We start from the raw sequence: 18,715 nt of genomic DNA, 5'->3' as shown, positions 1-18,715 counted from the left end.
TTCATCGAAAAAAAATAGTTTTTTACGAATTATTCTGCTATATTGTACGTATAAATTCATAAGTGAAATAAATGCTAACCTCAAACCGTTTATCGTTACATTTTTCAAATGAACAATTTGAGATTCTTCTGAATTTGTACCAATCTTCATTTACTAGTTTTAATTCGATTGATCAGGTTCAAGAGGAAATAGTGAAATCGGTAGCTTTAGGGTTAAGAATACCCAGAGTAGGAATTTGGAAATTTGAAAATGATTTGCTCAAGTGTGAAAAGCTACTTCTTGCCAATTCTAAGGAATTCATTCAGTATGAGGCACTAAAAAAAAGTGATATCCCCATTTATTATGATTTACTACAAAAAGGAGCACCGGTAATTGCCAGCAATGCCTTCAACGATTTTCAGTTTGCAGAACTAAAAGATTCGTATCTGGTTCCATTAGACATTCAAAGTATTATGGATGTACCAATTTTGGAAAATGGTGAACTGGTAGGGATTTTATGCTGCGAATCACAAGGTGAGATTAAAGAATGGAACGAAAATGATATTGCTTTCGCTCGTTCTGTCGCCGATATACTAAGCCTCATCACGCAAGCATTCAAAAGAAAACAAAGTGAAAATGAACTTATCGAAAACCAAAAGCGATTTAATTTTATTTCCGAAAATATCTCGGATGGTATTTATATCATCGAAAATGACCAAATGGTTTTTGCATCTAAACGATATTATGAAATGATCCGAATGAGTCCTGATGAAAAACAGGATGCCCATCAGAAGGATATGTTTCATTTGGTTCATCCTGATGATTATGATTATGTTAGAAGCTTTATTTATGGTTCATTAGCGAAACAATTGCCTTCCTTTAAGTATGTTTTTAGACTTAAACGTGGCGATGGTACCTATATGTGGCGTGAAGATATCATGAATGTTCATTATAATGAAGTGGGTCATCCTTTTCGCGCTGTAACTATCGCTAGGGATATTACTCAGGAAAAAGAACAAGAATTCGAAGCCGAAGCCTTGCAAGAAACATTGGTTGTTCAAAACAACCTGCTCCTTAAATTGTATAGTGCTTCAGAGAAAAAAAGTATAACTGGCAAAATTACAGAAATAATCACTGTGGCCGCCAATGGACTAAATATTGATAGATCAAGTTTCTGGGTTGTCAAGGGTGATAAATTGGTTTGTAGAAAGCTCTATGATAAAATGGAGAACAAGTACAGGAAAGAAGGTTTTTTTGAAACACGGAATATACCCAAATATATTGCAGCAGTTAATAATCAAATGGCTTTGGTTGCCGATGATGTCTATACAAACGAACATACTGCTGAATTGATTGATAATTACTTAAAACCTTTGGGAATAACCGATATGCTGGATATTCCTATTCGGGCTAATGGAAAATTTTATGGAGTGCTTTGCTGCGAACATAGAAATGATCCACGAATTTGGAATGAGAATGATATTTCATTTGCACGAGCTTTAGCTGATTATTTGAGTCTGGCTCTTGAAGAAAATAAACGCAAAAAGGCAGAACGAAAACTAAAAGAGAGTGAACAGCAACTTCGACTTATCACAGAAAATACCTCGGATGGTGTTGTTGTTATTGAAAAAGGACTAGTAACTTATTGTTCGCCATCCTATTCTAAGTTGTTGAATTATCCTAAAAAAGAATACTTGCGATTTACAATTGAGGATCTTTTTGAACGAGTTCATCCGGATGATAGGGAATCTGTAAAAATGAAAATTTATGATTGTCTTTCGAAAAAATTAAAGGAATTCAAGTATGAGTTTCGATTTAAAAGTGCTGACGGCTATTATTATTGGAGGGAAGAGTCAGTGAATGTAATTTATGATGAAGATTCGAATAAATACATCAAATACATTATTGTTTCAAGAGACATCTCCAAACGAAAAGAAGAAGAGAAAGAACGAAATAGACTTCATAGGATTACCGAAAAGCAAAACGAAAAACTGATAAACTTTACGCATATCGTTTCTCATGACATTAGGTCCCATACAAGTAATCTGGCAATGATTCTTGATTTGTTCGAAGAATCGGATAACCCAGAAGAGCAAAAGGAATATTTCAAAATGCTGAAACAAAGCACAAACAAGTTGTCAGATACTATTTTCTTTCTTAATGAAACGGTAGCTGTTCAAAGTGGAATTAGTAATGAAAAAGTGAAGTTAAATCTTAGGGAAGAAATTCAAAAGGCAATTCTGGGTATTAGCGCCATAATCAAAACGAGTAATGCGGAACTAAACATTAATGTTCCTGAAAATCTGGAAATTGAAGCAACACAATCGTATCTAGAAAGCATTATTTTTAACCTATTAACGAATGCGATCAAATACAAATCAAAAGATAGAAGTCCTGTAATTAATATTACAGCTTCCAAAACAAATGATGAAATCAAATTGATAATTGAGGATAATGGTATTGGAATTGATTTAGAGAAGAATAAGGAAAAGATTTTTGGAATGTACAAAACATTTCATGGTAACCCGGATGCGGTAGGATTGGGGTTGTTTATGGTGAAAAACCACATTGAATCTATGGGCGGTAGAATAGAAGTGAATAGTGAAATAAATAAAGGAACAACATTTAGTCTGTATTTTATATGAGTAAAATTAAGATGACTTACATCGTTGATGACGATACAATTTTTGTTTTTGTTTTGAAAAAACTCCTAGAAAAGAATGGGAATTTTGGAAAAATGATTGATTTTAAAAATGGTAATGATGCAATTGATGTATTATTTGGTAGTGAATCCGAATTGCCTTGTGTGATTTTACTCGACTTGAATATGCCTATATTGGATGGCTGGCAATTTTTAGACCAGTTGGAAGATTCTAAATTGAAGGATCAATTGAATGTCTATATTATGTCATCCTCTATTGATCGAAGTGATATCGATAAATCCAAGAAATATTCGATTGTGAAAGATTTTATTTCCAAACCGGTTAATGCCGATAAACTGGATAAAATTCTCTCCGATTTAAGTTAAAAAAAAACCTTCAGATAGACTGATGGTTTTTTCAAGAATTGTATTGGGTTAGTTATACGTTTAGTTATTAAGCATTACTGGCATTACTAACATAGTTACAGTTTCTCCTTCATCTAATCCGTCAATTGGTGTTAAAATACCGGCGCGGTTAGGCATCGACATTTCAAGCATAATCATATCACTTTGTAAATTAGTTAGCATTTCAGTTAGGAAACGTGAATTGAAACCGATTTGCATATCATCACCTTGGTAATCACAAGTCAAACGCTCCTCTGCTTTGTTTGAATAATCAATATCTTCTGCAGAAATATTCAATTCAGCACCAGCAATTTTTAAACGAATCTGGTGGGTAGTTTTGTTAGAGAAAATAGCCACACGACGAACAGAACTTTGAAATTGTGTTCTGTCAATCATTAATTTGTTAGGATTTTCTTTTGGAATAACTGCTTCGTAATTTGGATATTTCCCATCAATTAAACGACAAGTCAATACATAATTGTCAAAAGAGAAAGTAGCATTGGCATCGTTATATTCGATAGTTACTTCAGCATCCGAAGTAGATAAAATACCTTTTAAAATATTCAAAGGCTTTCTTGGCATAATGAATTCAGCTACTTGAGATGCCTTAACATCAGTACGAGCATATTTCACTAATTTATGAGCGTCAGTAGCCACAAAAATTAAACCTTCTGTAGAAAACTGGAAGAAAACACCACTCATTACCGGACGTAAATCATCGTTACCGGCAGCGAAAATAGTTTTGCTAATAGCTGTCGATAATACTTCTGCAGGAACTAAGGTTTTTGATGGCTCTTCTAAATTTACAGATTTTGGAAATTCTTCTCCTGGTGCATAAGCTAACGCATATTTACCTGATTGAGAACTGATTTCTATAGTGTTGTTTTCTTCAACTGTAAAAGTTAAGGGTTGTTCAGGGAAAGTCTTTAAAATTTCTAATAACAACTTTGCCGGAACAGCTACACTTCCTTCACTCGTAGAGTCGATAGAAAGCGTCGCAGACATAGTGGTTTCCAAGTCAGATGCAGAAACTACCAACTGATTTTGTTTTAATTCAAACAAAAAGTTATCTAAAATAGGTAAGGTGTTACTGCTATTGATAACACTACCTAAAACTTGTAATTGTTTTAATAAATAAGAACTTGATACTATAAATTTCATTTGCATCTTTTTATATATTTCTTCTTTCGAATGAAGACTTTTTTACATTTTACAAATATATCGTAAACGAATCAGTATTGAAAACATTTTTATCAACAAGAATTGAGGTTTTCAACAATTATCGTGCGAATTTTCTTTTTCTTAAATAGGTTAGTACTAAACCGAAAAGCAATAGTATTACCAAAGGTAGCCCAACTGTCAGTATTTGAGTGTAAGTGTAATTTTCATATACTTTTTCTTTATCCAATAAAGGTAAATCCACTTCTTTACTTCTAATGTTGATAAGTCCGTTATCATCCAATAGATAATTCACACAATTCATTAAAAATTCCTTATTGGAATACACTTGATTGGTCCATTTATCGAAACCTAATTCTAATGGTTGTCCTTTCTCGTCCAATTGATTTTTAATGATATCTCCATCGGAAACCACAATCATTTTAGATGTAGCTCCTGTAGCTTTGAAAGCCGGATCTTTGAATGCCAAAACTCGGTTTTCAAATACCGAATGGAATTTTCCTTCCAACAGAACACCCACAGGGATATGCCCAGCCATATAGTCGGCTGGATTGGGTTTCTCGTTTACCATTTTTAATGCAACTTCTACAGGTGTACCCACTTTTTTGGAGTAGGCGGAAGTTTGAAGTAAAACCGTTTTTGTAATTCTGTTTTTTAAGGTGTCAATGCTGTTAGCGAACTCTAATTTTAATCCGTCAATATTATTCACTACAGGATGTTTGCTTTCCGGGAAAATGTAGGGCGAATACAACCAAGGGTATTTTTGGTATTGTGTTTCGTTTCCTTGTTTTCCTGTAGCTAAAGCAATTGGCGCACTTTGTAAGTCTTTTATTAGGATAGGGTTGATACGAAAGCCATATTTGAAGAACATATCATTCAATCCTAAATCGGTAGGGAATGCAAAACCGACGCCTGATTTATTCAATCCTTCGGTGTCAACGTTTACTGCATCAATCAACCAAATGGCCTTCCCACCATTAATGATAAACTGATCTAGAACTTGTTTTTCCGCATCGGTGAAAGCGGATTTAGGCTTGGCAATAATAGCCAAATCAAACGTTTTTAAAGCTTTTGTAAATAAAACTGGATCTTTGCTTACCGAATCCAAAGGAAATGGTGCGATGAAATAATTATCACGTACTGTTTGAAGGAAATCAGCTTTGAAAGCATCCGGTAATTCATTTTTTCCTTTAATAACGGCTATTTTCTTCTGCTTTTCGGTGGTCACTTTATTGAAACCATCGGCAAAAGCATACTCTAGATGTTGTACAGAACTGACTACCTTTTGCTCGGTCGTGGCGCCCAATCGGTTTTTTAATAAGGCAACTTTCGTGCTTTTGTTTTTATAAGTGATAATAGCCCAAGGAAATACCACTTCTTCCGATTGTTTTCCTTTTTCATCAACAGTGATTTTTATGGGAGTTAATCCTCTTTCCAGAAACGAATTCATTATAGCATCCGCTTCGTCAGGATTTTCCAACGGATTCACAAACTGATAAACGATATTCGAATTGTATGCTTTGAATTCGTCTAGTATTTGTTTGGTTTCCGATTGTAAACGCTTGAATTCGGCAGGGAAATTACCTTCTAAAAACACATCGATATAAACAGGTTCTTTTGCCTTTTTCAGAATTTCCAAAGAAGTATCTGAAAGGGTATAACGTTTGTCTGCAGTTAAATCAAAACGATGAAAGAAGAAATGGCCAACGATGTTGATTAAAAGTAATACGATTACGGTACCAACTAAAGTCTTTAACTTATTCATTATAATTTATAGGATTTTAGTTTGTTAACAGTCAGTAAAATAAAGAAAACAGTGATGCTTAGGAAGTAAATCACATCTCGGGTGTCAATCACACCACGACTCATGCTTTTGTAGTGATTGTCCATCCCAAAAGAGGCAACCATACTACCAAAGCTTCCGAATACTTCATAATTGGAAATACCCTGAAAACCGAAATACAAAATAAAACTCAATAATACAGCCAAAAGAAAGGCAACAATTTGATTGTCGGAAAGCGACGAAGTATAAATACCTATAGATGTATAGGCGCTCATTAAAAACAATAATCCGAAATAAGAACCTAGTGTACTCCCAAAATCTAAATTGCCTTCAGGCAAGCCCAAATCATAAATTACTTTTACGTATACTAATGTTGGGATTATAGCAATCAATAACAAAACAAAGGCACCTAAGAATTTTCCATTGACAATTTCCAATAAACTCATTGGTTTTGTTAATAATAGTTCCATGGTTCCTTGTTTTTTCTCGTCTGAAAAACTTCGCATGGTAACAGCCGGAATGAGGAATAACAAAATCCATGGTGCAATGGTGAAAAACGGTGTCATGTCGGCAAATCCCGAGTTGAGTATGTTGTATTCGTTTTCAAAAACCCAAAGAAATAAACCGTTGAGTATAAGGAAAATAGCTATAACCAGATAGCCTATGGGTGATCCGAAAAAGGAACGGAATTCTTTAAATAATATGGCTCTCATTAGATCGCTTTAAATATGATAATATCCTGATGTTCGTTTAATTCTGTGTTTTCAATACCGGACCAGTTTCCCTGTATGAAATTTAAGACTTCAAAATTATGCTTTTTTATGATATCGGAAATGTATTTTTTTTCATAGGCAACATTCGCTTCTTTGACATTCTTATCCATAAGGCGGTAATAACCCATGTCGTATGGGAAATTCTTCAATCCTTTTTTAGACATACTGTTTTTGCTTTCATCGTCCAGAATAAAAAATGTTGCAAAACAGATTTTGTCTTTTTTGATAACGCGTCTCATTTCCTGTATGTAGTTTTCCACATCTGAAGGCAGCATGTGTGTAAAAACAGAAGTCAGAAAAATAAAATCAAACTGACTGTCTGCATAAGGAAATCGAAGTTCTTCCGCTTTGACAGAAGTGTTCAAATAGTAGAGGTCATTCTGTAGCGGGATTAACCTGAAATGGAAATTGGGATGTTTTTTGGTAATATTTTCGGTGCACCAATCAACTCCCATTTTTACAATGTCAAATCCTTCGTAAGTTCCCTTTTCGGATAAAAATTGTGTAAAAGGAACAGCCATCCTTCCAATACCCGATCCAATATCAAGTATGGAATCATCCGGACTTATTTTTCCATATTTCAGAAAATAGTCAAAGTATTGTTTGCCTACTTTCAGATAGTCACCACTTCCGGTAAAAATAATTCCTTTGGGAGGTACCATAGCTTCCTTTCTTCTGAAAAGATCCGAAGGAAAATAAATGATTTTCCTTAATGTATATCTTGATGTAACAGGTAGCTTGTAATAAAGTTTCCTTAAAAAATTATTCATTATTCCAGCGTTACTAATTTATTTACACTCCAAGCTTCGGGTTTGTCGTTAAAGAGTTTTTTGGTGAATGTCCACACATCATAAAACAATTCCGAATTTCTGTAATTCTCCAAATCCTCTTCTGTTTCCCAATAACTATAGGTAAAGAAAATACATGGATTGTTTTTGTCTTGGTACAATTCCAAAAAACGATTGCCAGGAGCATTACGAATTTTGTCTTTCATGACTTCAAAATTCTCCAGAAATGCTGGAATATGCTCTTCGTGAAAACTTAATTTTACTATGCGTACAAACATTGTGTCTGATTTTATTTGAAAACAATATTGACTACATCTCTGTATTTTAATCCTAATAGAGAATGTGCAGTGCCCGTTGTTTTAGGGTTACTTTTATAGATAGCGATTTCCAAAAATCCAGCTTCATTGAATAATGCCAGTTTCTCACCTTCATAATCTTTTAATGTGTAATTCTCGCGAATGTTAAAATCGGAATACGACTGGTGTATTTTTTTAATGGATTTGGTACCGAATTTAATTTCAAAGGGTCGGCTTTTTCCAATATCACTAAAAAGCTTCTGAGTGATATTGGTAACACAATTGCCAAAATGATCAATGTAAACTACATAGCCTTTTATCTGTCCGAAGTCATTGGCTACGGTAGGTTGTAATTCGTTCAATGCTTTAATAGCGGTGATTTCTTTACCTACAACACTTAAAGCGCCACCTTTCGATAAATGATTCGCAACTGTTATAAATACATCCATATGGGTCGAATGGCTCGGTAAGCGATCGTGAATGTTGATTTCAACTATTTTTTGGGGTTTTATTTTTTGAGTTAAAATGCTCAAAATACCATTATCGGCACATATAAAGTAATGATCATTCCATTGCATGGCAATGTGCTGTGTTTCTCTGTTACGTTCGTTATCTACTCCAATTAGGTGTACAGTTCCTTTCGGAAAGCTACTGTAGGAAGCATTAACAACATAACTTGCCTCCGAAATATTAAATAGATCGATATCATGGGAAATGTCAACAATCTGAACTCCAGAGTTTTCAGAGAGAATTTTTCCTTTAAGCGCACCTACAAAGTGATCTTTCCAGCCAAAATCGGTAGTAAGTGTAATTATTGACATTATTTTGTTTATAACTATTCCTGAAATGTTTCGGTAAATTTAGTAGATTTGAGAGAAACATAACGAATTTATTGTTAACTAAATTTTTCAGCCTTTGAACGAAAGAATAATCGAATTAGAGAACATTGCACCAAAAGAATTTTGGGGCGCACACGATAGCCATTTGGAAACCATTAAGAAATACTATCCGAAGCTGAAAATCGTGGCACGAGGAACTACTTTAAAAGCTTTTGGCGAAGAAGAAGTACTGGATGAGTTTGAAATTCGATTTAGGCGTTTAATGACGCATTTCTCCCGTTTTAATAATATCGATGATAATGTGATCATGCGCGTAATTGAAGGTGATGCTCAGCAAACCGGTGTGATGGATGCAAGTGATCAGATTTTAGTACATGGTATCGGTGGAAAGCTAATCAAAGCAATGACTCCTAATCAACAAAAATTGGTTGATTATGTTCGTAAAAATGATATGGTGTTTGCTGTTGGACCTGCAGGTACCGGAAAAACATATACAGGTGTTGCACTAGCTGTAAAGGCATTGAAGGAAAAACAGGTTAAAAGGATCATCCTAACGCGTCCTGCAGTAGAAGCCGGTGAAAACCTTGGCTTCCTTCCAGGTGACATGAAGGAAAAACTAGATCCATATATGCAACCTTTATATGATGCACTTCGGGATATGATTCCACCACAAACTTTGGAAGATTATTTGCTAAAAGGAATTATCCAAATTGCTCCTTTGGCATTCATGAGAGGTAGAACTCTGGATAATGCTTTCGTGATATTGGATGAGGCTCAGAATACAACGCATTCCCAAATGAAAATGTTTCTGACCCGTATGGGTAAAAACGCAAAATTCATAATCACCGGAGATCCCGGCCAGGTGGATTTGCCAAGAAGAACTATTTCTGGGTTGAAAGAGGCGTTATTGGTGCTGAAAGATGTGGATGGCATTGGAATTATTTATTTGGATGATAAAGACATAGTACGTCACCGTCTAGTGAAGAAAATCATTGATGCTTATAAAAGTATCGAAAATCAGGATTAAGAAATGAAAGAATTTTTCAAGTACAGTAACGGATACATTAATTGTAATGACGAAAATCTCTACTTGACAAATTCAGGAAATTGGTCGGAAACAAAGGAATTACTAGAGAAATCCACTAAATCGGTAAAGAGGAATGCATTTAAAAAGGGAAAGTATTATGTTTTCATTATCGTTATCGGTGCTATTTTCCTGTTTTCTATCACGGTGGATAATGGTGTCAAAAGAATTGTTCCTATCGGGCTCATTGTAGTACTCATTCTAGCGTACCGATATTTTAGTAATGAAATGGGAAATACCTATAAAATTCCACTAGAGAAAATAAAAAATATTGAAATTAATAAAAAGGACGTCAGATTGGTTTTTCTGAATCTAAATGGAGTAGAAGATTTTGAAATTGTTCCAGGAGTTGAAAAAAAGGGATTGGTTTTTTTTTCAGAACTTCAAAAAAGAATAATTTCATCTTAATTGTTGAAAGTCAATATTTTAAAAAAGCACTGTGAAAAACAGTGCTTTTTTTATTTTTATGTGATTTTGTACAACGTAGTTTATCGATTAAATTGAAAACTTTTCAACACGAAAACGTTTTCGTTTATGCTCTAACTAATTCTAAATGTTTATCTTATATAAAAATGCATAATTTTAGTTTCAAACAAAAAACAAAAAACTGAAATTATGAAACAAACAACCACAAAATTGTTGTGTTTGTCTTTGTTGTTAACAGCCTTTGGATGTGATAAAGACGATACTACAGATGGCAATTCTTTAGAAGCTGCCCAAAAAATTAAAATTATCAACGTTACCAATCATGACGGTAAACCTTTCAGTACAGGAAATACCTATAATTCTACTACAGGAAAATATGTAGCAAATCCGGGTGGAGGAGTTATGATGCAAGCCTTTTACTGGGATGTACCTGCTGGCGGAACTTGGTGGAATACTGTGAAATCTAAAGTGACTGCTTGGGGTAATGCCGGAATCGGATCTATTTGGTTGCCACCTGCATCCAAAGCGCAAAACGGACCGTTTTCTATGGGATATGATCCAACCGATTATTATGATTTTGGAGACTTCAATCAAAACGGCACCATTGAAACGCGTTTTGGTTCTAAAACCGAATTGGTTAGCTTAATCACGCAAGCTCATACCGAAAATATGCAGGTTTATGCCGATATCGTAATCAATCATAATAGTGGAGGCCAATTGGAAAACAATCCATATACAGGTACGCAAACTTGGACAAACTTTTCAGGCGTGGCTTCCGGAAAATTCCAAAGAAGTTACCATGATTTCTATAAAAATGCCTATGGGAATAACGACGAAGGGTCATTCGGCGGTTATCCTGATTTATGTCATGCGAATCCGTATGTACAGGATTGGCTTTGGGGTAGAACAGATGCAGTAGGGAAATATTACAAGAACACGATGAAATTCGATGGATGGCGCTTTGATTATGTAAAAGGATTTGGTCCGTGGGTGGTCAACAATTGGAATGCCAATGTCGGAGGATTTTCTGTGGGTGAATATTGGGATGCTAATGTCAATACATTAGAATGGTGGGCAAATAATGCCAATTCTTCGGTGTTTGATTTTGCTTGTTACTATAAAATGAACGATGCGTTCGATGGTAATAATCTGGCATTGCTTAACGATGATATGATGTGGAAAAGAAATCCATACAAAGCAGTGACTTTTGTATCAAATCATGATACCGATGAAATATGGAAAAAAAACCTTGCGTATGCTTACATTTTAACACACGAAGGATATCCTACCCTCTTTTATCGTGATTACGAAGAGTGGTTGGATAAAAACAAATTGAACAACTTGATTTGGATTCACAACAATAAAGCAACCGGGACGACTTCGATACTTTATGCCGATAATGATGAATACATCGCTAGAAGAAACGGCTATAACGGAAATGTTGGATTGGTGGTTTATCTGAACAATTCTTCATCTTGGCAGGAACGATGGATTCAAACCAATTGGTCGAATGCTCAAATTAAAGATTTTACGGGCCATTCTTCTTGGTATCCAACAACTCAGGGTGATAAATGGGTTAAAATTCAATGTCCTCCGAATAGCTATTCGGTTTGGTCTATTAATATGTAATTGGGTTTATTTTAGTAGTTATAAAGTCGTTTCTTTTGAGACGACTTTTTTATTTTATATTCCTTTGAAATAAATTACTTTTGCGAAACAAAAACATACAACAACACAACTCTAATGAATACAATCACTTCAACCCAATTTAATTTTCCGGGTCAAAAATCAATTTACAAAGGCAAAGTAAGAGAAGTTTACAATATTAATGACGAATTATTGGTCATGATTGCCACTGATAGATTATCTGCTTTTGATGTTGTAATGCCTAAAGGGATTCCTTTTAAAGGACAAATCTTAAATCAGATAGCGACTAAATTCATGCAACTAACCGAGGATATTGTTCCCAATTGGCTGATTGCTACTCCAGATCCAAATGTAGCAGTTGGTCACCTGTGCGAACCTTTTAAAGTGGAAATGGTAATCAGAGGCTATCTTTCCGGTCATGCTGCTCGTGAATATGCTGCCGGTAAAAGAATGCTTTGTGGCGTTTCTTTGCCAGAAGGATTGAAAGAAAATGACAAATTTCCAACACCAATTATTACGCCAACGACAAAAGCAGATTTAGGGGTTCACGACGAAGATATCTCCCGCGAAGACATTTTGGCAAGCGGTATTGTCTCTGAAGAAGACTATTTAGTATTGGAAAAATATACTAGAGCTTTATTTCAAAGAGGTACTGAAATTGCAGCCTCTCGTGGATTGATTTTAGTGGATACAAAGTACGAATTCGGTAAAACCAAAGACGGAAAAATCGTTTTGATTGATGAAATTCATACCCCGGACTCTTCTCGTTATTTTTATGCCGAAGGCTATCAGGAAAGACAAGACAAAGGTGAGGCACAAAAGCAATTGTCCAAAGAATTTGTACGCCAATGGCTTATTGCTAATGGTTTTCAAGGTAAAGAAGGACAACAAATTCCTGAAATGACTGACGAATATATTGGCACTGTTTCTGAAAGATATATTGAATTGTACGAGAATATCATAGGAGAAAAGTTCGAAAAGGCAGATGTAACTTCAATTCAACAGCGTATAGAAAAGAATGTTACCGAGTATTTGAATCGGTAATAAAATTTCAATAACGATCATAAACCACGCTTGCGTGGTTTTTTTTATGCAATACTGTAAGAAAATAAATATAGTTCAATAGATAAGTGTTAAAATTCTGTTATAGTAAGGTCAGTCTTGTAACGGATGGCAACATTTGTTCGTCTACTACATAAATCATTAATCAAAAAAATCAATCATCATGAAATCAAAAATTCAAGAAAATTCAAAAAGTAATTTTAAAAAATCAATCGTTATTTTAGGTGTAGCACTTGGTGCCCTTGGAACGCAATCTTTTGCAGCAACTGTTTCAACTCCAGTAAAAAGTGTAGTTCTTGCTACAAATTCACCGCTATGTGCAGCCATTGCTAAAGGTGATTTAGAAGCCGTTAAAACCTTTTTAGAGTATGGTGCAGATGCGAATGAAGCTTCAAATGGTATTACTCCTTTAATGTATGCAGTACGTTATAATAGAGTAGAAATCATTAAGCTGTTGCTTGCAAAAGGAGCCAAAAAAGAAGTTAAAGATGAAAAAGGATTTACTGCTTACAAATATGCAGAATCTTCAAAATCAAAAGAAGCGATGGAGCTTTTAAAACCATAATCGATCCATGCTCAAAATAAAAAGCCCCGAATATTCGGGGCTTTTTTATAACTATTTTTTTTGCTCTAAAATGGCTTTTAATTGCTCTAATCCTGTCTCTAGATCTTTACCTATAATTTCATCCATATTCATAAAAGGTTTCATGATGTTCATTGGATAAGGTATGGTTCCTGTAAATCCCCATTTTACTTTGGTTTGTGAAGGTGACGAAGCTGCTGTGATGAAATATGCATAGTCGGTCGATTCAAACGGACGCTTGAAACGCAATTCCATATCAATTCGTTCTCCTGTAATTATTTTTTTGATTTCCTGATCTCCCGCGCCTACATCATCCATACTACTATCCCAAGTGTAAATAAATCCAACTTCACCATCTGTACCCTTGAAAGTCCTTTTGGAATTTGGATCTTTTTGATTCCAAACGCTAAAATGATCTTGGTTTTTTAAATATTTGATATAATTGAATACACTGTCTTTTGGGACATTGATTATGGTTTCTCGTTCCATGGCATAATTTTTATCCATGATTAACCCCGCTATTAAAGCAATACCAATAAGCGCAAGCAGTGTAAAAAAAATCTTTTTTAAAATTTTCATGGTACAATAGTTTATATTGAATGTTTCTTATTTGGATTTTTTAAATACCGTTTCATATCTATTAATCCATTCATCAACGGTTATTTTCTGTAGTAATTCTCCAATCAACTCAAAAGGAATGTCATCTGGTTTTTTAAAGCGGACACAACTTTTTCCCATATCCAGTTTTTTCTTGGAATGCTTTGGAAATTCAGAGGTAAACCAATTCAGCAATTCAGGATAGGAATAAATACCCATGTGGTAAAAGGCAATGAAGTTTTTTTGTGACGCTAAAGCAACAAACGGTAGTGGTGCTTTCGGATCACAATGATAACCATTAGGGTAAATACTGTGTGGTACAGAATAACCCAGCATGCCATAACTCATACATTCTTCAAAACCTTTAGGTAGATTTTGTAGTATTGTATCCCGTAACCGGTTGAATCCAATCTTTCTGTCTTCTGGAATTTCTTCTAAATAGTCGTTAACTGTGGTGGCTTTCGATTGCATAATTTACTTACTTAGTAATGTAAATTTAAAAAAAAAACCACTTATGATTTATCTAAGTGGTTAGTTTTAGTAGGAAAAAGATAAGGGAAAACAAAAAATTAATTCGTAATGAAAAGGTCAAAGTAAAATTGTCCTTGCCAACAGTTACTTGTTGAACTGGCAAATAAATCGGCTCTCGCGATATTAACAGTTATAGAATTTTGAGCACTTGCAGCATAATTTAAAACAAATGTATCAGGATAACCGCTATCATTGTAGGCATTAAAAATGATTCCTAACGGATTAAAAGGAAGTTGGGGAGTGAAGGTATAACTTACTTGTATTCGCTCTGCCGTTATTGGTGCTAAAGCAACCGTTCTTGTGGCTCCTCCATTATCAGTCACTGTTGCTGAACCACTTTTAGTTTGTTTGTTTAATACTTCCCAGGCAACATTAGTGGAAACCCCTTTGACATTTACAGTGAATGATCCAGTGCTTCCAACGGATATTGAATTGCAAATTGGAATCGTCATTCCTTGAATAGAGGCAATATTAGGAATATCACCAATATTGCTATTGGTAAGTTGTTGCCAGGTAGCGTTACCATTAGTGTCCGACATTAAAACTTTACCTGTTCCTTGGTTTCCATCAACAATTCTCATAGCTGCAGGAGCGGCAGAACTTATTGTAATGTTATCTATATAGGCAGCATCTTCTCCAGATGCAGTACTGCTATCTTTGCTATATTCCCAAGTTAAAGTTCGACTACCAGCTGTTAAAACATAAGTTTGTTGTGTCCAATTTACAGTCCCAGACCACTGTGTTTGTTGTACACCGTCAATATAGAATTTCAGATAATCATAGCCAGATTCACTACTTACACGGAAATAAAAACTTAAAGTTGCTCCTCCGGTAGGAACTGTAACCGTAGTAGACATATTAGTATTTTGATTATTTCCTATGGCGCCTGATTTAGCAGCATATGTACCAGCGTATTTTTGGGTTGTTTTTTAAACTAATGGATGTAATTTGAAGAGCTTTGTTGTAGTTGATTAACGCTTTACTATAGTTCTTGTCATAATAATAAAAAAGCCCCAAATCATTATATGCAGATGGAATGATTAATGAGTCTCTTTTTTTGGTGCTTTGCAAGAAATGAATCTCTTTTTCTAATTGTACAATTGCTTTTTTGTATTCTCGCAGTTGATAAAAAAGTCTACTTTTGATATTATAACTCCATAACGGAAAATCATAGCCTTTTTTAATTAAAGATTCGATAATATTATTGATCTCAAAAACTTTAGAATAAAGGTTGAGTTGTAAATAAGACTCTTGCAGACCAACGTAGATGTCTGTTAAATCCCGTGGTTTTAATTCGGTCTTGTGGTGTTTAAGCAATAAATTAAAAGTCTCAATTGCTTTGATGTGTTTGTTTTGTATTTGATAAATCGACGCTAAACAAAAAGTAAAATCCTTATTGTGCTTAGTAACACTGTTTCGGTTGATTTCATTTGTGAAGTAACTTTCGAAGAACAAATTGTGTTGCAATTTATCTTCATTTCTTAAACTCCTATAAAAGGAAGCCTTTTTATTGTAATCTACTTTTTTAAATTGGTCAACTACTGTAATATTATAGGAATTGAAATAAATAAAAAGTGATACCAATAAAAAGGCTATATGTTTCATTATTTAAAATACGAAAACGATTCGTTCTTTTCGATTTTTAATAAGGTTTCATAAATCAATTTAATCACGTTTTCTACATCTTCTTTGTGTACCATTTCTACAGTGGTATGCATATAACGTAGCGGTAAAGAGATTAAAGCTGAAGCAACACCACCATTGCTGTAAGCGAAAGCATCAGTATCAGTACCGGTTACTCTCGAAGTGGCATGACGTTGAAAAGGAATTTTCTTCTCATCAGCTGTATCGGTAATCAATTCACGAAGTTTATTTTGTACCGCAGGCGCATACGCAATTACCGGTCCACGTCCTATTTTAAGATCTCCTTCAATTTTCTTGTCAATCATAGGTGTTGTCGTATCATGACAAACATCCGTAACAATTGCAACATTAGGTTTGATGGTTTGTGTAATCATTTCAGCACCACGAAGTCCAATTTCTTCCTGAACAGCATTCACTACATACAAACCGAATGGTAATTGCTTTTTATTTTCTTTTAATAAACGGGCAACTTCAGCAATCATGAATCCACCCATACGGTTATCGATAGCACGACAAACAAATTTATTTTCGTTTAAAATCATAAATTCATCCGGGTAAGTAATTACACAACCCACATGAATGCCTAATTTTTCAACTTCTTCTTTGGTAGTACATCCGCAATCAATGAAAATATTGTGCTGGGTAGCGGCTTCTTCTTTCCCACGACCACGGGTATGAATCGCAGGCCAACCGAAAACACCTTTAACTATTCCATTCTTCGTATGAATGTTTACTCGTTTTGATGGTGCAATCTGATGGTCTGAACCACCATTTCGAATAACATAGATCAATCCATCATCGGTAATGTAGTTTACATACCATGAAATTTCATCACTGTGTCCTTCAATTACCACTTTGTAAGGTGCATCCGGATTAATGATTCCTACTGCAGTACCATACGTGTCAGTAATAAAAGTATCTACATAAGGTTTCAAATAGTCCATCCAGATTTTCTGACCTTCACTCTCGTAACCCGTCGGGGATGCGTTATTTAAATATCTTTCCAAAAAAGCCATAGAGGCTTTGTTTAATATAGATTTTGATGCCATAAAAATATTTTTCGGCTAATTTAAGCATTTGGCATTAGACTTGCTGATTAATTTATATTTTTGAACAAACAAATTTTACGAATGAAACCAATCAAATTCTTACTTCTTTTTTTATTATTTGCAACCTATGGGAATGCGCAAGTAATCAAAGATTCTACAGAAGTTGAAGAAATCGAAAATGATACCTTAGCCGAATTGAATATTCAGTTGGAAGAAATCTATGTATCGAATAAACCTATTTTAAAAACGGAAGAAGAACGCAAACGCTATTTGATCTTACAACGCCGTGTTCTTAAAACCTATCCCTATGCCAAAACAGCAGCGGATAAGTTGGAAATGTTGAATGAAGGTATGCGAGGTTTAAAATCTGAACGTGATAAAAAGAAGTATTTCAAATTAGTAGAAAATTATCTCACCAATGAATTTGAAGATAAATTGAAAAAAATGAGTCGTAAAGACGGTCAAATATTGGTGAAATTAATTCACAGACAAACCGGAACTACTACTTTTGATTTGATTAAGGATTTAAAAAGTGGCTGGAAAGCCTTCTGGTCCAATAGCACCGCCCGAATGTTTGATATCAATCTGAAATCGAAATACGATCCAAGCAATGTATCTGAAGACTTTTTGATTGAAGGGATTTTGGAAAGAGCTTTTGCGGAAGGAAAGCTACCGAAACAACAATCTCGTGTCTCGGTGAATTATTCCGAATTGCGAAAATTGTGGAAAGAAAAACTAAAAGCGAATCAAACAACAAGTCAATAAATAAAAAGCACCTATATATAGGTGCTTTTTATTTTCTATTCCTCATCCTTTTCATCGCTGTTATTCATCAATTCAACTGTCTAACAATCTAAATATTCTAATAATCTAGTATTCCAATAATCCAAATAATGGCGTGCCCCTTCGTTCCTCCGGGTCGCGTGTTCCGTTGTATCTTTTATCTATTGCCATAGGTTGTATTTGGATAAGTTCAAACGCTACTCTGGGCAATAGATAAAAGGATGCCACTGCACCCGCTCACGCGAACATTAGGTTCAAAGTAAGTACACCTATATATATAGGAGTAAATATATAGGTGTGTAGAATTCGAAACGAATAAGTAGCTAACCCTGTCAGCGGTTTTGAACCCTGACAGCGGTTGCTTCCAAAAGTAGAACTTAGATAAGCCGGTGATTTCAATAGCATGCCACAAGAATTACAATGATGATAATTCCTAAATAAGATATAAGGTTTGTATCGAATTGTTCAAAGTAGTATCAAAGTAGTATCAAAGTAGTATCAAAGTAATATTAAAGTAATATCAAAGTAATATCAAAGTAGTATCAAAGTAATATTAAGGTAGTGTTAGGCTACTAGTAAAGGATATAAAATCATGCCATCGCTCCTGCTAAAAGCCTACTTTGTGT

Annotated in this window: 19 protein-coding genes; 8 read left to right on the top strand and 11 right to left on the bottom strand. The window is 34.6% G+C overall.

The window, feature by feature from the left end:
- Positions 1–71 precede the first annotated feature (71 nt).
- Together ACS8MM_RS16080 and ACS8MM_RS16075 are read left to right on the top strand one after the other, a co-directional pair.
- On the top strand, positions 72–2,624 hold the full coding sequence (locus tag ACS8MM_RS16080) for a PAS domain-containing protein (RefSeq protein WP_379719113.1): 2,553 nt from the start codon (positions 72–74) through the stop codon (positions 2,622–2,624).
- Positions 2,621–3,007 (top strand): response regulator, encoded by a 387-nt coding sequence (locus ACS8MM_RS16075; RefSeq protein WP_379719110.1) that lies wholly within the window; start codon positions 2,621–2,623, stop codon positions 3,005–3,007. Before ACS8MM_RS16080 ends, ACS8MM_RS16075 begins: the two co-directional genes overlap by 4 nt.
- A gap of 60 nt (positions 3,008–3,067) precedes the next feature.
- Here ACS8MM_RS16075 and dnaN read toward each other — a convergent pair whose 3' ends face one another.
- From dnaN to ACS8MM_RS16045, 6 genes are all read right to left on the bottom strand, one after another.
- A complete protein-coding gene (dnaN, locus tag ACS8MM_RS16070) occupies positions 3,068–4,186 on the bottom strand; it encodes a DNA polymerase III subunit beta (protein WP_250600958.1) in 1,119 nt (372 codons plus the stop codon).
- 118 nt (positions 4,187–4,304) lie between these two features.
- A complete protein-coding gene (gldG, locus tag ACS8MM_RS16065) occupies positions 4,305–5,969 on the bottom strand; it encodes a gliding motility-associated ABC transporter substrate-binding protein GldG (protein ID WP_379719106.1) in 1,665 nt (554 codons plus the stop codon).
- On the bottom strand, positions 5,969–6,700 hold the full coding sequence (gene gldF, locus ACS8MM_RS16060; RefSeq protein ID WP_379719103.1) for a gliding motility-associated ABC transporter permease subunit GldF: 732 nt from the start codon (positions 6,698–6,700) through the stop codon (positions 5,969–5,971). Before gldF ends, gldG begins: the two co-directional genes overlap by 1 nt.
- Positions 6,700–7,530: a class I SAM-dependent methyltransferase gene (locus tag ACS8MM_RS16055; protein ID WP_379719100.1), complete on the bottom strand. Its 831-nt coding sequence runs from the start codon at positions 7,528–7,530 to the stop codon at positions 6,700–6,702. Before ACS8MM_RS16055 ends, gldF begins: the two co-directional genes overlap by 1 nt.
- The gene (locus ACS8MM_RS16050; protein WP_379719097.1) at positions 7,530–7,826 is read right to left on the bottom strand and encodes a putative quinol monooxygenase; all 297 of its coding nucleotides are present in this window, start codon (positions 7,824–7,826) and stop codon (positions 7,530–7,532) included. Before ACS8MM_RS16050 ends, ACS8MM_RS16055 begins: the two co-directional genes overlap by 1 nt.
- Before the next feature lie 11 nt (positions 7,827–7,837).
- Entirely contained in the window at positions 7,838–8,665 is an 828-nt protein-coding gene (locus ACS8MM_RS16045) for an SAM hydrolase/SAM-dependent halogenase family protein (protein ID WP_379719094.1), read from the bottom strand.
- 94 nt (positions 8,666–8,759) lie between these two features.
- Between ACS8MM_RS16045 and ACS8MM_RS16040 the strand changes: the two genes are divergently transcribed.
- The 5 genes from ACS8MM_RS16040 to ACS8MM_RS16020 all read left to right on the top strand — a co-directional run bounded on the left by ACS8MM_RS16040 (position 8,760) and on the right by ACS8MM_RS16020 (position 13,467).
- Positions 8,760–9,710 (top strand): PhoH family protein, encoded by a 951-nt coding sequence (locus ACS8MM_RS16040; protein WP_250600970.1) that lies wholly within the window; start codon positions 8,760–8,762, stop codon positions 9,708–9,710.
- A 3-nt stretch (positions 9,711–9,713) separates the two neighbouring features.
- Positions 9,714–10,175, top strand: a complete 462-nt coding sequence (locus tag ACS8MM_RS16035; RefSeq protein ID WP_379719091.1) for a hypothetical protein — start codon at positions 9,714–9,716, stop codon at positions 10,173–10,175.
- 207 nt (positions 10,176–10,382) lie between these two features.
- Positions 10,383–11,822: an alpha-amylase gene (locus tag ACS8MM_RS16030; protein WP_379719088.1), complete on the top strand. Its 1,440-nt coding sequence runs from the start codon at positions 10,383–10,385 to the stop codon at positions 11,820–11,822.
- 114 nt (positions 11,823–11,936) lie between these two features.
- Complete coding sequence (locus ACS8MM_RS16025; RefSeq protein ID WP_379719085.1) at positions 11,937–12,884, top strand: phosphoribosylaminoimidazolesuccinocarboxamide synthase; 948 nt, start codon at positions 11,937–11,939, stop codon at positions 12,882–12,884.
- A gap of 181 nt (positions 12,885–13,065) precedes the next feature.
- A complete protein-coding gene (locus tag ACS8MM_RS16020) occupies positions 13,066–13,467 on the top strand; it encodes an ankyrin repeat domain-containing protein (protein WP_379719082.1) in 402 nt (133 codons plus the stop codon).
- A 51-nt stretch (positions 13,468–13,518) separates the two neighbouring features.
- Here ACS8MM_RS16020 and ACS8MM_RS16015 read toward each other — a convergent pair whose 3' ends face one another.
- From ACS8MM_RS16015 to ACS8MM_RS15995, 5 genes are all read right to left on the bottom strand, one after another.
- Positions 13,519–14,064: an SRPBCC family protein gene (locus ACS8MM_RS16015; RefSeq protein ID WP_379719079.1), complete on the bottom strand. Its 546-nt coding sequence runs from the start codon at positions 14,062–14,064 to the stop codon at positions 13,519–13,521.
- Between the two features lie 27 nt (positions 14,065–14,091).
- Entirely contained in the window at positions 14,092–14,553 is a 462-nt protein-coding gene (locus ACS8MM_RS16010; protein ID WP_379719076.1) for a DUF1801 domain-containing protein, read from the bottom strand.
- Positions 14,554–14,651: 98 nt separating this feature from the next.
- The gene (locus tag ACS8MM_RS16005) at positions 14,652–15,470 is read right to left on the bottom strand and encodes a hypothetical protein (RefSeq protein ID WP_379719073.1); all 819 of its coding nucleotides are present in this window, start codon (positions 15,468–15,470) and stop codon (positions 14,652–14,654) included.
- Between the two features lie 34 nt (positions 15,471–15,504).
- Entirely contained in the window at positions 15,505–16,218 is a 714-nt protein-coding gene (locus tag ACS8MM_RS16000) for a tetratricopeptide repeat protein (protein ID WP_379719070.1), read from the bottom strand.
- On the bottom strand, positions 16,218–17,306 hold the full coding sequence (locus ACS8MM_RS15995; protein ID WP_379719067.1) for a M42 family metallopeptidase: 1,089 nt from the start codon (positions 17,304–17,306) through the stop codon (positions 16,218–16,220). The genes ACS8MM_RS16000 and ACS8MM_RS15995 overlap by 1 nt, the downstream gene beginning before the upstream one ends.
- Before the next feature lie 81 nt (positions 17,307–17,387).
- Here ACS8MM_RS15995 and ACS8MM_RS15990 point away from each other — a divergent pair, with 81 nt between their 5' ends.
- Positions 17,388–18,071: a DUF4294 domain-containing protein gene (locus tag ACS8MM_RS15990; RefSeq protein WP_379719064.1), complete on the top strand. Its 684-nt coding sequence runs from the start codon at positions 17,388–17,390 to the stop codon at positions 18,069–18,071.
- Positions 18,072–18,715 lie beyond the last annotated feature (644 nt).

It is taken from the genome of Flavobacterium sp. MAHUQ-57 (assembly GCF_051908335.1).
GTDB lineage: Bacteria > Bacteroidota > Bacteroidia > Flavobacteriales > Flavobacteriaceae > Flavobacterium.
The sequence above is the reverse complement of the archived record's forward strand: the minus strand, read 5'-3'. Positions and strand labels throughout refer to the sequence as shown.

Bases quoted from the DNA above. Each gene is read 5' to 3' on its own strand.
- ACS8MM_RS16080 (WP_379719113.1), top strand. From the start codon at position 72: ATGCTAACCTCAAACCGTTTATCGTTACATTTTTCAAATGAACAATTT.
- ACS8MM_RS16075 (WP_379719110.1), top strand. From the start codon at position 2,621: ATGAGTAAAATTAAGATGACTTACATCGTTGATGACGATACAATTTTT.
- dnaN (WP_250600958.1), bottom strand. From the start codon at position 4,186: ATGAAATTTATAGTATCAAGTTCTTATTTATTAAAACAATTACAAGTT.
- gldG (WP_379719106.1), bottom strand. From the start codon at position 5,969: ATGAATAAGTTAAAGACTTTAGTTGGTACCGTAATCGTATTACTTTTA.
- gldF (WP_379719103.1), bottom strand. From the start codon at position 6,700: ATGAGAGCCATATTATTTAAAGAATTCCGTTCCTTTTTCGGATCACCC.
- ACS8MM_RS16055 (WP_379719100.1), bottom strand. From the start codon at position 7,530: ATGAATAATTTTTTAAGGAAACTTTATTACAAGCTACCTGTTACATCA.
- ACS8MM_RS16050 (WP_379719097.1), bottom strand. From the start codon at position 7,826: ATGTTTGTACGCATAGTAAAATTAAGTTTTCACGAAGAGCATATTCCA.
- ACS8MM_RS16045 (WP_379719094.1), bottom strand. From the start codon at position 8,665: ATGTCAATAATTACACTTACTACCGATTTTGGCTGGAAAGATCACTTT.
- ACS8MM_RS16035 (WP_379719091.1), top strand. From the start codon at position 9,714: ATGAAAGAATTTTTCAAGTACAGTAACGGATACATTAATTGTAATGAC.
- ACS8MM_RS16030 (WP_379719088.1), top strand. From the start codon at position 10,383: ATGAAACAAACAACCACAAAATTGTTGTGTTTGTCTTTGTTGTTAACA.
- ACS8MM_RS16025 (WP_379719085.1), top strand. From the start codon at position 11,937: ATGAATACAATCACTTCAACCCAATTTAATTTTCCGGGTCAAAAATCA.
- ACS8MM_RS16020 (WP_379719082.1), top strand. From the start codon at position 13,066: ATGAAATCAAAAATTCAAGAAAATTCAAAAAGTAATTTTAAAAAATCA.
- ACS8MM_RS16015 (WP_379719079.1), bottom strand. From the start codon at position 14,064: ATGAAAATTTTAAAAAAGATTTTTTTTACACTGCTTGCGCTTATTGGT.
- ACS8MM_RS16010 (WP_379719076.1), bottom strand. From the start codon at position 14,553: ATGCAATCGAAAGCCACCACAGTTAACGACTATTTAGAAGAAATTCCA.
- ACS8MM_RS16005 (WP_379719073.1), bottom strand. From the start codon at position 15,470: ATGTCTACTACGGTTACAGTTCCTACCGGAGGAGCAACTTTAAGTTTT.
- ACS8MM_RS16000 (WP_379719070.1), bottom strand. From the start codon at position 16,218: ATGAAACATATAGCCTTTTTATTGGTATCACTTTTTATTTATTTCAAT.
- ACS8MM_RS15995 (WP_379719067.1), bottom strand. From the start codon at position 17,306: ATGGCATCAAAATCTATATTAAACAAAGCCTCTATGGCTTTTTTGGAA.
- ACS8MM_RS15990 (WP_379719064.1), top strand. From the start codon at position 17,388: ATGAAACCAATCAAATTCTTACTTCTTTTTTTATTATTTGCAACCTAT.